The organism is Maricaulis sp. (genome assembly GCF_017643475.1).
Classification (GTDB): domain Bacteria; phylum Pseudomonadota; class Alphaproteobacteria; order Caulobacterales; family Maricaulaceae; genus Maricaulis.
The window spans coordinates 86874-99312 of sequence record NZ_JAEPNI010000002.1 but is presented as its reverse complement, the minus strand read 5'-3'; the positions used below and the strand labels follow the sequence as shown (position 1 = coordinate 99312).

10 protein-coding genes are annotated in these 12439 nt (G+C 61.0%); 6 read left to right on the top strand and 4 right to left on the bottom strand.

Annotation, left to right across the window (positions count from 1 at the left end):
• Positions 1 to 34: 34 nt before the first annotated feature.
• Together JJ889_RS07625 and JJ889_RS07620 are read right to left on the bottom strand one after the other, a co-directional pair.
• Positions 35 to 1294 carry a serine hydrolase gene (locus JJ889_RS07625; RefSeq protein WP_291893373.1) on the bottom strand — a complete coding sequence of 420 codons (1260 nt, stop codon included), beginning with the start codon at positions 1292 to 1294 and terminating at the stop codon, positions 35 to 37.
• Positions 1295 to 1373: 79 nt separating this feature from the next.
• The gene (locus JJ889_RS07620) at positions 1374 to 1991 is read right to left on the bottom strand and encodes a superoxide dismutase (protein ID WP_291893371.1); all 618 of its coding nucleotides are present in this window, start codon (positions 1989 to 1991) and stop codon (positions 1374 to 1376) included.
• A 117-nt stretch (positions 1992 to 2108) separates the two neighbouring features.
• Between JJ889_RS07620 and JJ889_RS07615 the strand changes: the two genes are divergently transcribed.
• A complete protein-coding gene (locus tag JJ889_RS07615) occupies positions 2109 to 2924 on the top strand; it encodes a squalene/phytoene synthase family protein (protein WP_291893370.1) in 816 nt (271 codons plus the stop codon).
• A 92-nt stretch (positions 2925 to 3016) separates the two neighbouring features.
• Positions 3017 to 3712: an SDR family oxidoreductase gene (locus tag JJ889_RS07610; RefSeq protein WP_291893369.1), complete on the top strand. Its 696-nt coding sequence runs from the start codon at positions 3017 to 3019 to the stop codon at positions 3710 to 3712.
• Between the two features lie 76 nt (positions 3713 to 3788).
• On the opposite strand, the gene JJ889_RS07605 is transcribed toward JJ889_RS07610, so the two are convergent.
• Together JJ889_RS07605 and trmFO are read right to left on the bottom strand one after the other, a co-directional pair.
• Positions 3789 to 5720 carry an alpha/beta fold hydrolase gene (locus JJ889_RS07605; RefSeq protein WP_291893367.1) on the bottom strand — a complete coding sequence of 644 codons (1932 nt, stop codon included), beginning with the start codon at positions 5718 to 5720 and terminating at the stop codon, positions 3789 to 3791.
• Positions 5721 to 5803: 83 nt separating this feature from the next.
• On the bottom strand, positions 5804 to 7204 hold the full coding sequence (gene trmFO, locus JJ889_RS07600) for a methylenetetrahydrofolate--tRNA-(uracil(54)-C(5))-methyltransferase (FADH(2)-oxidizing) TrmFO (RefSeq protein WP_366940065.1): 1401 nt from the start codon (positions 7202 to 7204) through the stop codon (positions 5804 to 5806).
• A 142-nt stretch (positions 7205 to 7346) separates the two neighbouring features.
• Between trmFO and JJ889_RS07595 the strand changes: the two genes are divergently transcribed.
• The 4 genes from JJ889_RS07595 (at position 7347) to JJ889_RS07580 (ending at position 12436) form a co-directional block, all read left to right on the top strand.
• Positions 7347 to 8522 carry an energy transducer TonB gene (locus JJ889_RS07595; RefSeq protein ID WP_291893363.1) on the top strand — a complete coding sequence of 392 codons (1176 nt, stop codon included), beginning with the start codon at positions 7347 to 7349 and terminating at the stop codon, positions 8520 to 8522.
• A 282-nt stretch (positions 8523 to 8804) separates the two neighbouring features.
• Entirely contained in the window at positions 8805 to 10154 is a 1350-nt protein-coding gene (locus JJ889_RS07590; protein WP_291893361.1) for an energy transducer TonB, read from the top strand.
• A 228-nt stretch (positions 10155 to 10382) separates the two neighbouring features.
• Complete coding sequence (locus JJ889_RS07585; protein ID WP_291893359.1) at positions 10383 to 11285, top strand: hypothetical protein; 903 nt, start codon at positions 10383 to 10385, stop codon at positions 11283 to 11285.
• 92 nt (positions 11286 to 11377) lie between these two features.
• Complete coding sequence (locus tag JJ889_RS07580; RefSeq protein WP_291893358.1) at positions 11378 to 12436, top strand: hypothetical protein; 1059 nt, start codon at positions 11378 to 11380, stop codon at positions 12434 to 12436.
• Positions 12437 to 12439 lie beyond the last annotated feature (3 nt).

Sequence of the window (12439 nt, the reverse complement as noted above, 5' to 3'; positions counted from 1 at the left end):
GCCCGCCGGTTGGCGGGCCTTTTTTGTATGTGATCTATTCCTCAAACACCATCGAGCCATAGACCATTGGTCGGAAGACGTCCGAGGAGCGCGGCTCCGGACGGTGCGGGCTCGGCTGGATCTGGGTCATCAGGACCGCAGACACGCCGGTCGCCGGGCTGGCAAAGAAGTCGGTATCGAACATGCCGCCCCAGGAGATGTCGCCGGGCACACCTTGCGGTTCCTGACCCTCCTGCGGAGGAAGCACGACTGCGAGGCCGAAGCCATAGGACGCGGCGCCCCAGCCGCCGCCCAGCTGTTCGGTCGTGACTTGCGGGCTGCCCATCTGCATCAGGGTTTCCGGCTGGATCAGGCGGACTTCACCCAGCGCGCCGCCATTGGCCAGCATCATGGCAAAGCGAATGTAATCGGTGCCCGTGGAGACCAGGCCACCGCCGCCGGACGCCCAGTCCGGATTGCCCTGTTCAAACTCGACCATCTCACCGGTCTCGGTGTGGATGTAGAGCGGGGACATGTCCTCTTCGCTCAGATCCGTATCCTCAAAGAAGAATCCCGTGGAGTGCATGCCGAGCGGCTCGAAGATCCGCTCTTCCATGAAGTCCTCGAAAGGGGTCTCGGACGCCACTTCGACGACGCGCCCGAGCACGTCATTCGAGTAGGAATAGAACCAGCGCTCTCCCGGGTCCGAATAGAGTACCAGGCCCGCCAGCTGCTCCATACGCGCTTCAAGATTGCCTTCGCCGGCATAGAGCGAGTTCTCGAGATAGAGCCGGCCCAGATCACTTTCGGCTTCGAACAGGTAGCCCAGACCCGCGGTATGGGTCATCAGATGGCGGACGGTCATCACCGTGCCGGCCGGACGGGTTTCAATCTGTCCGTCGGCATTGGCCATGGGGGAAAGGGCGACCTGCATGTCGGCAAAGGACGGGATGTAGTCGCTGACCGGGTCGTCCAGTCCAAGCTCGCCCCTCTCGACCAGCATCATTGCTGCCAGCACTGTGACCGGCTTGGTCATCGAGGCAATGCGGACCGGTGTGTCGATGGTGAAGGGGGTCGCATTTTCCAGATCGGAATAACCCGCCTCGGACGTGAATATGATTTCCTCGCCCCGGGCAATGATCGCGGCATAGCCCGGGCGGTGCCCCTGGGCCGCCAGCGCATCCAGCTGGGCATCTAGCGCGGCAAGTGCGGCGGGATTGAAACCATCCTCGGACAGCTGGGGTTGCAGCGCGAAGACGGGTGACACAGAAGACAGCGCCAGCGCGGCGGCTGTCACGACTGTACGAGCAAACATGAATTCCCCCTCGGGATATTTTTATCGACCGAGGGGGAGAGTAGGGCGGCCAGCCGCTCTTGGCGAGCGGCTTGTTGCCTTATGCTGCGTCGGCGAGGGCGGCCTGCAGGTTCTGGGCGGCGAAGTCCCAGTTGATCAGCTTGTCGAGGAAAGTGTCGATATAGCTCGGGCGGGCATTGCGGAAATCGATGTAGTAGGCGTGTTCCCACACATCCATGGTCAGCAGCGGGGTGACACCGTCTTCGGTCAGCGGCGTTTCCGCGTTCAGTGTCTTGCGCACTTCCAGCTTGCCATTGGCCAGAACCAGCCACGCCCAGCCGGACCCGAACTGTGTCGCACCGGCGTCAGCGAAAGCCGTCTTGAAAGCGTCCAGGGAACCGAAATCACGGTCGATAAGCTCGGCCAGCTCACCGCTCGGGGTGCCGCCGCCATTCGGCGCCATGGAATGCCAGTAAAAGGTGTGGTTCCAGATCTGGGCAGCATTGTTGAAGACACCCGCCTGGGCAGCATCACCGGCAGAGGCCTTGATGATGTCTTCCAGGGATTTATCTGCCAGCTCAGAACCGTCGATCAGGCCGTTGAGCTTGCCGACATATGCGTTGTGATGCTTGCCATGGTGGAAATCCAGCGTCTCGGCGGAAATGTGCGGCGCCAGGGCGTCTTTGGCGTACGGCAGATCGGGAAGGGTGAAAGCCATGAAGGACCTCGTTTCAAGCGTGGGGACTGATATGCGAAGAAAGCCGCAGCGGTGTGCTGCGAAACATTGCTGGTGTGCATATGGGGTGTAACAAGGTTCTGTCCAGCAGGAGCACACATGTCGGCTGAAGATTTCAACACGCTGTTACAAAAATCCGACCCGGACCGTCGGTTATCCGCGCTCTTTGCGCCCGAAGACATCCGTGAGCGGTTGTTCGCGCTGTATGCCTTCAACCAGGAAGTCGCGCGCATTGCCGAAGCGACGTCGGAAAGCCTGATCGGCGAGATGAAACTGACCTGGTGGCGTGATGCGGTCGAGGATCTCTATCTCGATGAGCCCAAAGTGCGCCGCCATGCGGTGCCGGAGGCATTGGCTGGGTTGACTGACCGCATCCAGCGCGAGGCGCTTCTGGGCCTGGTTTCTGCCCGCTTCGATGATGTTTCCGCGCGCCCGTACGCCGATCTGGGTGAGCTGGTCGCCTATGTCGACCAGACCGCAGGCGCGCTGATGCGTTCGGCCCTGCAGGTCAGCGAATGTGATCTGCCGGATGACTGGGCGCGTCAGGGCGGCCGGGCGTGGGGGCTGTGCGGTCTGCTGAGGGCCTTTGCCCATCGCGCGAGCATCGGGCGAGCACCGGTGGCTGGCGATGAGTTGGTGAGCGAGGGCGGGAGTGCTGCCATGTTGGCCCAGGGTCTGGGCGAGGACAAGGCGGCCCGTCTCGTCGAACCCGTTCGCGCGGCCTGTCAGGGCGCGCTTGATGCCTTCAACGTGCTGGGCCCGATCCCCGCCGAGGCCGTTCCGGCGTTGGGGTATGTGCGCCTGGTACCGTCCTATCTCAAACGTCTGCCGGCCAATCCCTACGAGATGGCTCCTGAGCCCGCCTTGCTTGGCCGTCAGCTGAGGCTGAACTGGCTCGCCCTGACCGGGCGCTAGCTGGACAGCATTTGGAAAACTCATATTTCAAGGCTGACAGCGCGACGTTTTCGACTAACTTTCGTGACAGATTCGATACAGGAGAGATTTTCATGCCGCACGCTTTGATTACCGGCTCCAATCGTGGACTTGGCCTGGAGCATTGCCGGCAGCTGCTGGAACGCGGCTGGGTGATCTCTGCTGCTGTCCGCGACCCGTCCGCAGCCACTGAACTCAAGGCGCTCGACCAGGGCGATGGACGTCTCAACCTGTTCGCCTATGACGCCAGCGATGTTTCTGCGGCGGTCAAGCTGGCCGAGAATGTCACCGGTCCGATCGATCTGCTCTTCGCCAATGCCGGTATGATGTCTGGTGAAACACGCAGTTTCGGCACGGCCGGATGCGAGCATTTCATCGAGGAAATGCGCGTCAATGCGCTCGCACCGCTTGCGCTGGTGGAGGCTTTTGCGGATCAGGTCGCCAAGTCCGAGATGAAGGTCATCGCCCTCCAATCGAGCCGCATGGGTTCCATCGCCGATAATGACAGCGGTGGTGCCTATGGCTATCGCGCGTCCAAGGCGGCGCTCAACGCGATCGGCAAGTCGCTCAGTATCGATCTGCGTGACCGCGGTATCGTCACCCTTGTCATGCACCCGGGATGGGTCCGTACAGATATGGGCGGAGCCGGTGGCCTGCTGACGGTCGAGGAATCGGTCTCGGGACAGCTCGACCTGATCGCACGCGCCTATGGCAATGCGGCGATGAATGGCCGGTTCTTCCACGTCAGCGGTGAAGATCTGAGCTGGTAGCTTCAGCTCCCGTTGGTAAAAGAAAAAGGGCGCGTCCGGAGACCGGACGCGCCCTTTCTTGTGTGTGCGTGGCGATTTAGTCGTTCAGATGTGTCGCCAGGAAGCTCTCCATCTCGGTCAGCAGGCGTTCTCGCATGGCCTGGTTGGTCAGTGAGTGGTCGCCGTCTTCCAGCGCGATGAATTCCACATCCACATTGGCCCGTTCCAGCGCACGCTCCATGACCTCGCTCTGGCGGATCGGAACGATATTGTCCGCTTCACCGTGGATCAGCAGAACGGGAATGTTGATGTTCTCCGCATTGCGCGAGGGCGAGACGGCGATCAGTGTTGCATTGCCTTCCGCATTGGCATCACCGTCCATGAATTCACGCCAGAATTCATAACTCCAGTGATTGCGTCCGGAGCGGTCGCGAACAAAATTGACCATCTCGGGCAGGTCTGTGGCCGGGGCAATGGCCACCGCACACTGATAGAGATCCGGTGTGAAGGCCGCACCGGCAAGTGCTGCGTAGCCGCCATAACTCCACCCGACGATGCAGACGCGTTCCGGGTCGGAATAGCCGGCATCAACCATCGCCTCCAGCCCGTCGGTGACATCGTGCTGCATGATACCCGTGCCCCAGCCGCCATGACCGGCAGCTTGCCAGCGATAGCCATAACCGGAGGAGCCCCGGAAGTTCGGCTGCAGCACGGCATAGCCGCGGCTGGCGAAGAAGTGGGCGAGATAGTCGTAACCGCCAATATCGCGGGCGGCCGGGCCACCGTGCGGCAGGATCACAGTCGGGAAGGGGCCTTCGCCCTCCGGCAGTGTCATGTAGGCCGGGATCTGCTCGCCATCACGGGCCGGATAATGGATATGCATGCGTTCCGGCAGTGGGGTTGCTCCCAGCACGCCATACTGGGATCCGGCGAGGGATACGCCCAGGTTTTCCGCATCAAACAGGTAGACCATCGGCGCCTGGCGCGGGCCTTCCACCTGCAGGGTCATCTTGGTGCGGTCACGGGTCCAGCTCGTGATCCGCACGATCATACCCGGGAAGGCAGCCTCAAGGCTGGCCTGCCAATTGCCCAATTCCTCATCGAACCAGATGTGACGGGTAAACTCGTCATCATAGGTCACGCCGCTGACGACGTTGGTGTAGGGATCTACCAGAACACCTCCCAGGTCGTAGGTCTCGTGCGAGAAGAGCGCCTCGGTGATGCCGCCTGTCTGCATGGACATGGCGTAGAGGCTCCGGCGTTGAGAGTCCTCATCGCCGCGGAATGTGGTCGTGATCGCGATATTGCCATCCGGGAGCAGGCCGACCGCGCTGAAGGCCGGGCGATTGACATCCTCAGTCTGGCTGACGGTTTCCCACTCGTCGCCGCGTCTGACGGCAAGGACCTGTTCTTCACGCTGTTCGGACATGTCGTTACGCGCGACGGGCTCGCCGTTGGCGTTGAGGATCCAGTCCTGGGTCGTATTGCGGCCGCGGGCGATGCGGCGCGCACGACGGCTGAGCGGATCAGCGGCGTAGAGATCGTAGCTGCGATCGTCGCTGTAGGCCGGGATCAGGACATCACCGGATTCGGGGTCGACACCGATGATACGGCCGAGGCCGAAATTGAAGGCCAGGTCGTCATTGTCGCGCAGCAGCTGACGCGCGCGCATGCCACGATCTGTATCGATCGAGAAGCTGGAAGAGATGTCGACACTGCCACGAATTCCCGGGATCTCTTCGTTCACGCTGGCAGAGACGAGAAGCACGCGGTCATCGGCCCAGCGCAGGAAGCGCGGGTCAACGTTTGACATGTCTGCAACCTGGGCTTCCCCGGTCTCCAGATTGCTGACGGCCAGAGCCCGTATACCTCGATAATTGGTGAAATAGGCCAGCTTCTCTCCGCTTGGAGAGAGCGTTGCCAGTTGCATGTCAGGCAACTGGGCAAACTGCTCCACAGGCGGCTGCGCCAGGGCGGCACCGCACAGGGCAAAAAGGCTAGCGAAAGCGCTGATCAGGCGATAAATCACAACATCTCCCCCCGGATTACTTGTTGGTCACCCGCAGGAGAGCGCTAATCTTTCCAAAAGGCAATATCAGGGACAGGAGAAATTCATGTTCCGTCGCGCCACCCGGCAATGTCCTCCAGCGCTCGCTTGGCCATCAGCTTCTTGCGCGCAACGCCCTTGGCCTTTCCGCGCAAACGATTGCCATCTTCGTCGCGAGAGGGCGCAACCATCTGTGGAAACAGCCCGAAATTGACATTCATCGGTTGGAAACTGCCCTTGCCGGTGTCCAGGTGGCCGCCGGTGACATGCTCGATCAGGGCGCCCATGGCGGTGGTTTCCGGCGGCGGCGTCACGGTCTCCCCGAGACGTTCAGCGGCGGCGAACCTGCCGGCCATCAGGCCCATGGCTGCACTTTCAACATAACCTTCGACGCCGATCAGCTGGCCGGCAAAACGCAGGCGCGGCTGTGACTTCAACCGCAATTGCTTGTCCAGCAGGCGTGGCGAATTCATGAATGTGTTGCGGTGAATGCCGCCCAGGCGCGCAAACTGCGCATCTTCCAGACCCGGGATCATGCGAAAGACCTCGGTCTGGGCGCCGTATTTCATCTTGGTCTGGAAGCCGACCATGTTGAACAGCGTGCCCAGGGCATTGTCCTGGCGCAATTGCACGATGGCATGGGCCTTTATCTCCGGTTGGTGCGGATTGGTCAGGCCGACCGGTTTCATCGGACCATGGCGCAGGGTTTCCCGGCCGCGCTCAGCCATCACCTCGATGGGCAGGCAGCCGTCGAAATACGGCGTGTCTTCCCACTCCTTGAACTCGGTCTTGGGCGCTTCGATCAGGGCATCGATGAAGGCGTTGTACTGTTCCTCATCCATCGGGCAGTTCAGATAGGCGGTGCGGTCAGCCTCGGTCTCGCCCTTGTCGTAGCGCGACTGAAACCAGGCCTTGTCCATGTTGATGCTGTCGCGGTGGATGACTGGTGCGATGGCATCAAAGAAGGCCAGTTCGCCTTCACCGGTTTCCTGGAGGATGGACGCAGACAGGCTTTCGGAGGTGAGGGGGCCGGTCGCGATGATCGCGCTGTCCCAGTCTTCCGGCGGCAGGGCGGGGATTTCCTCGCGCACAATGGTGACCAGCGGATGGGCTTCCAGGCGCGCTGTCACGGCCTGGGAGAATGCATCACGATCAACAGCGAGCGCGCCGCCGGCCGGCAGGCGATTGGCATCGCCCTCGGACATGATGATGGAGTCGAGCAGGCGCATCTCCTGGTGCAGGACACCCACCGCATTGGTCTCGTGATCATCTGACCGGAAGGAATTGGAACAGACCAGCTCTGCCAGGCCGTCCGTATTGTGAGCGTCGGTTTCCACCACGCCGCGCATTTCGTGCAGGATGACGGGTACGCCGGCGCTTGCCAGCTGCCAGGCTGCCTCGGATCCGGCCATGCCGCCACCGACGACATGTACGGGTTTGATCGCTGTCTCAGTCATGCGCGGCATATCGATCCGCCGTGCGAACAAGTCAAGTTTTGGAGGCGGTGGCGGGTTGCAATGAAAAGATGTGTGGTGGCGAAACCGTGTGCTGGGTTGCAAATCGAGGGGCGTTGTGGATCATGCTGGGAACGCGATTTTCGGGGGCGATATGCGTAACACCATCATCAGTCTGAGTGCATTGATCGGCGCGTTTGGTATCTCGGCGACCTATGCGCAAGAGCCGCTACCTGATCATGTGGCGCAGCTCTATGTTGTTTATCAGCAGGCAGAGCAAGGTGGTGATGCTGCAATCACCCTGCAGGCAGCCGAGGCCGTTTTCGATGCAGCCCGCGAGGCCCGGATTGATGACGCCACGCTCGGGACCCTTGCCGAGAATGTAGGCTTCTACGCGCGAGCTATCGGTGATTTTGATCGCGCCTATGAAGCATGGCGGATTGCGGCGGAGAATTCCGACGACGATCACGTCATGTCTGGTTATCGCTGGCAAAACGCGGCGATCGCGGCCTATCGCTTGGGAGATCACCGGGATGCGTTCCGATGTTCGCGAAACGCCAGCAACGCGTACGCTCGTGCGGGAACGCTTCCAGTCGGTGCTAGTGAATACGCCATCCAGGCCCATGTGCTTGCGGCGCGCCTGGCCGGTGACAACGGACGACGCCGGCAAGCCGGGGAGGCGGCTGAGCGAGCGCTTGCCTTGATCGAGAGCGAGGAGCGCGCGATCGATCGGGCGACAGCAATGGCCTATTTTTATGCCGGTTTGAATGAGCTGGCCGGCAATAACTATATGCCGGCGGCGGTGAAACTGCGCCTGGCACGAGATGTGTTTGTCCAGATAGACGCGGCGGAAGCTGAACAGGAGACAGCTCGTGTCCTCTCCGGCTACGCGCGTAGACGAGCGCTGCGAGAAATAAGCGATAACAGCGAGAATCGACGTTACCAGGCCGCGGCGGAGCTGTTTGACGCTGAAATGGCAGGGTTATTGGAAGCGTATCCGTTCCACCTGCCGACCCCGGAAGAAGACGGGGAAGACTTCCGCCCACGCGACGGCGCAATTGATGCGCAGGCCCTTAACCGTCGGCCGCCGCAATACCCCAACTATGCCTCCCAGAATGGGTATGAAGGTTTCCTGGCCGTTCGCTTTGACGTCGATGAGCGCGGACGAACAATCAATCATCGTGTGATCTTCTCGATTCCAAGCGGGGTGTTTGACGAAGCGGCCATCGACGCGATCTCGAACTGGACCTATGAGCCTGCCACGCTCGATGGCGAGCCGGTCGTTCGCCGGGGTGTTGAAACCCAATTCAACTTCGAGCTCGCGAACTAGCCCCCAACCTGGACCATACTGGCGCCCTGTCCTGCCTTGGGGGCGCTTGCCGCTCTTCGAGGTCACGGTTGTTGCTGTTTCAGTGAGGGAGCAGGACGCAGCTGTAACGGTCACCGCGCAGCCTGACAGGCTATGTCCACGGCCTTTCCGGACTTGCCGGTGGTGAAATGATTGCGCTATCATTTTGCCCGGACGGGGGTGGGTACCTGCCTCGTTTTTTTCGAGAAGGTGCCGCGATCGAGCATTTAACATGTTCGGTCGAGTATGATTTGGGAGCGGGCAATGCGCAAAATTTCCTTTCTTGGGCTGGTCTTGGCCAGTTTCCTTCTGTTGTCTCAAACCAGCCTGTCCCAAGGTTTGCCTCCTGCTGTTGCAGAGCCGTATCTGCGCTATCAGGCTGCCCAGGAGGCGGGAGATCTGCGCGGGGCCCAGGCCGCGGCCGGCGAGGCTTACAATGCGGCCATCGCAAGTGGCGTTGATCGGGCCACACAGGGTTTGCTGGCGGAAATTTACGGATATCTCGCCAGTGAGAACGGTGACCACGGTATCGCTTTCGACGTGCTGCGGACTGCGGCCCGGATCGCTTCGGAAACCGGGGCTTCGGCCTCGGATCGGGCGTGGCGCTGGAGCCTCGTTGCCAGTGCTGCTGACGCTCTTGGACAGGACGAGAGCGCACTTTCGCACGCGGATGCAGCTTTGAGCGCGCTCGCCGAACGGCCGCAAATCGACGAACAGGACCGTCCGATCGCTGCAGACATGCATTATCTCCGGGCCCAGATCCTGCGAGGACGCGGAAATGTTGCCGCAGCCGGTGGCGCCGCGCGGAACGCGATCGCGGCTTTCCGAGCGGATCAACGCGATCTCGATGGCCGTTACGGATTATTGTTCTACAGTCTCGGCGAAGCTGAATACGCGGCTGGAAACTGGGCGCTGGCGCAGGATCATTATCATATGTCCCTGGCTTTGCTGACGGTCGCGGAGGCCTCTGACAGCACGTTGTGGAATGCCTGGTCCTATGCTGCGATCGCCGGTTTTCTGGCGGCCAGCTCAGGCGATGAACTTGGTGAACAACCCTATGCGGACATCGATGCCGAGCTGAGCGCTCATTATGATGCGGCGGCGAACCGGCTGGAGCGTAGAGATCTCGTCGAACAGCCCGGCTATGAGGACGTGCGGCTTGAGACAGCTCCTCGCGTGAGCTTTCCGGCGAGTGCCGGCGAACAGGGCGGCGTTGTGGTGGTGCAATTCGATGTCGACCGTGCCGGGCAGCCACAAAATCTCAACATCGTTTTCGAGCAGCCACAGGGCGTGTTCAGTGACGCTGCACTGACGGCAGTGCGGGGGCGTGAGTATGCTGCTGCGCGATTTGATGGTCAGGTGGTTGTCCGTCCGGGACTTGTAGAATTGATCATGTTCGCCGACGGGGAGGCGATGGCAGCCGGCGGTACTGCGATGAATGGTGACGCGGCTGGTTCCTGCCTGCTGCAGCGACCGGATTGGCGTGATGGCGCACAGTTGTCGCGCGGCGACCAATCCTGTCTGCGTGGGTTTGGCGAAACCCTGCAGCGCGGATATCGCGGTGAAACGGCCTCCAACCCATGTCCCAATCCGGCAAGCTGCGGCGGACAGTAACCGCGCCGGACGGTAGGGGCTAGCCAGTTTCTCTCGCGTGAGACAACGTGGAATGTCACAATTGGTAGTATGAAGCCGCTCTCGAGGGGGCGTGCCTGTGGTTCGGTCGGGTGTGCGAGCCCAGTTCATTTTTCAGTTCAGGAGCTCATCCACTGCCTGCGCCATACTGACGCCCCGTCTTGCCTTGGAACGGTAGTCGCTATTTATGGAGGCACTAAGAGAGGTGACATGACTACGACGCCCGTTCCCATCCTGCGCTCGGTCGCAGCGGCCTATGCTTTCCTGATCTCCCACTGGCAACGTGCCCTGATCGCGGCAGCGCCGTATACGCTGTTGTATGTGGCTCAGCTGTTCTTGCTGGCGAATCTTCTTACTGCCGGAGCGCCCTCCGAAATCACGCTCTCTTTCTACTGGATGCTTTGGCTGGTGACCCCCATGGCGCTTCTGGCGTTGACGGGGGCCATGCTCAGGATGGCTGTGAAGGGCGATTACTCTGGCCGGTTCGGGTTGAAGTTGGGACACGACGAGTGGCGCATCTTCCTTGTAGCAATCCTGGTTGGTGTCCTGATGTTCGTGAGTCTTGTGCTCGCCTTGATGTTCGTTATCGCCGTGATGCTAAGTGTCGCCGGCGGGGCTCTTGAGCGCGCTGGCATCGACCCCGCAGCAGCCGATGCGGAAATGGAGATGGCCTGGGGTTATCTCTCAACGGCAGACTGGGCTGTCCTCGCGGTTGTCGGCATCGCCGCTCTGGCGCTGGTACTGTGGTTGTCGGCACGTGTGTCGATGGCCATGCCAGCGACCATCGACAAGGGGCGGGTGCTCGTTCTTTCTGTCTGGCCGCTGACCAATCAAACAGCGTGGCGTGTAGCCGCAGCGGCTGCGTTGACGATAGGCCCTCTGCTTCTGTTGGAGGTCGGGGTTTATCATCTGCTGGGGGCTGCTCTTGGCGAACGACCATTCCAACAGCTCGAGTTGATCGCGCGTGTTGAGGGAGACGCGCCGGTCATGGCCCAGGTGCGGGAGTACCTGCGCTGGTTCGGACTGATGGCTGGCATCAACTACCCACTCCTCACCGGCCTCTACGCCTACATCTATCGCAATCGCACCGAGAACCAGGACCAAAAGGCCTGACGGGACACGTTCCGGGCGTATCCCCCTAGCGGTTTTCCCCTGATGCGGCACACTGGTGGCATTATTGGGCACGCTTGCGACAGGGGTTGAGCATGGCTGGCAAATCTTTCGATATCGGCGACGGTATCTTCTTTTTCTTCAAACGCTTCGGGCAGAATCCGGCAGGCGCGATGTGGATCGCGCTGTGGCAATTGATCTTTGGCGCGGCGGCGAGCGCGGCCGTTTTCTATTTCATCTGGCCTTTCTATTCCGACCTGATCGAACTGATCATGGATGTGGAAGCCGGCCGGATCGATGATGACCAGGCAGCCTTTGGCATTCTGCGATCCTTGTTCGGCGTCTATTCCGGCGGCTTTGTCGCCGTGCTCGTCGGCATTGTCGCCAGCCTGATGTTCCAGGGCGCCTGGCTGCGCTTCCTGGTGCGCCGCGAAGTCGCGCCGGTTATCCCCTTCCGTTTCGGTGGCGACGAATTCCGTCTTCTGGGCGTCAACATTATGTATATCGTCGTCGTGATGGCGGCCTATTTCGGTATCGTCACATTGTTGATCACGCTGGGCCTGTCCAGCGGTGGCCTTCTGGCTGTGATGGGCGGCGACGAGGTTGTCACGGCGATCGGTACGGGCCTGGTCGTGTCGCTGGGCATGCTGGGTGTGTTCATCGGCGCCATCTTCCTGATGGTGAAACTCTCCAGCGCGCCGGCCCTGACCATTCACGACCGCAAATTCCGTTTCTTTGAAAGCTGGGAGGCCACCAATGGTGTCTTCTTGCCGATGGCGGTGTCCTACGCGGTTGTCGGCATATTGATCATGATCCTGTCGACCATATTGTCGGCCGGAGCGGCTCTGCCTTTCCTGGGTGGCATGCTGGCTGTGGCCGAACCGCTCTCCGAGTTTGCCGACGCCAACATCGATCCGACGTTCGAGGACGTCATGGCGATGCTGCGCGAGACATTCCTCCAGCCGGTTCCGATGACGTTGTTTGCGGGCGGTTTTGCGCTCTTCTACATCATGCAGATCGTGTTCGAAGGCATGTGGCATTCGGTGGCCGCGTATAATGTGGTTCGCCACCGGGCCGACGGCGCCGGCGAGGAAGGCGATGCCCCGGTGCTCGGCAAGGACCATCCGATGGGCGCCAGCCCGAGCGAGGGCTAGGCC

Coding starts and splice junctions, on each gene's coding strand:
- JJ889_RS07620 (WP_291893371.1), bottom strand. CDS start 1,991: ATGGCTTTCACCCTTCCCGATCTGCCGTACGCCAAAGACGCCCTGGCG.
- JJ889_RS07625 (WP_291893373.1), bottom strand. CDS start 1,294: ATGTTTGCTCGTACAGTCGTGACAGCCGCCGCGCTGGCGCTGTCTTCT.
- trmFO (WP_366940065.1), bottom strand. CDS start 7,204: ATGCCGCGCATGACTGAGACAGCGATCAAACCCGTACATGTCGTCGGT.
- JJ889_RS07580 (WP_291893358.1), top strand. CDS start 11,378: ATGGCTGGCAAATCTTTCGATATCGGCGACGGTATCTTCTTTTTCTTC.
- JJ889_RS07615 (WP_291893370.1), top strand. CDS start 2,109: ATGTCGGCTGAAGATTTCAACACGCTGTTACAAAAATCCGACCCGGAC.
- JJ889_RS07585 (WP_291893359.1), top strand. CDS start 10,383: ATGACTACGACGCCCGTTCCCATCCTGCGCTCGGTCGCAGCGGCCTAT.
- JJ889_RS07595 (WP_291893363.1), top strand. CDS start 7,347: ATGCGTAACACCATCATCAGTCTGAGTGCATTGATCGGCGCGTTTGGT.
- JJ889_RS07590 (WP_291893361.1), top strand. CDS start 8,805: ATGCGCAAAATTTCCTTTCTTGGGCTGGTCTTGGCCAGTTTCCTTCTG.
- JJ889_RS07610 (WP_291893369.1), top strand. CDS start 3,017: ATGCCGCACGCTTTGATTACCGGCTCCAATCGTGGACTTGGCCTGGAG.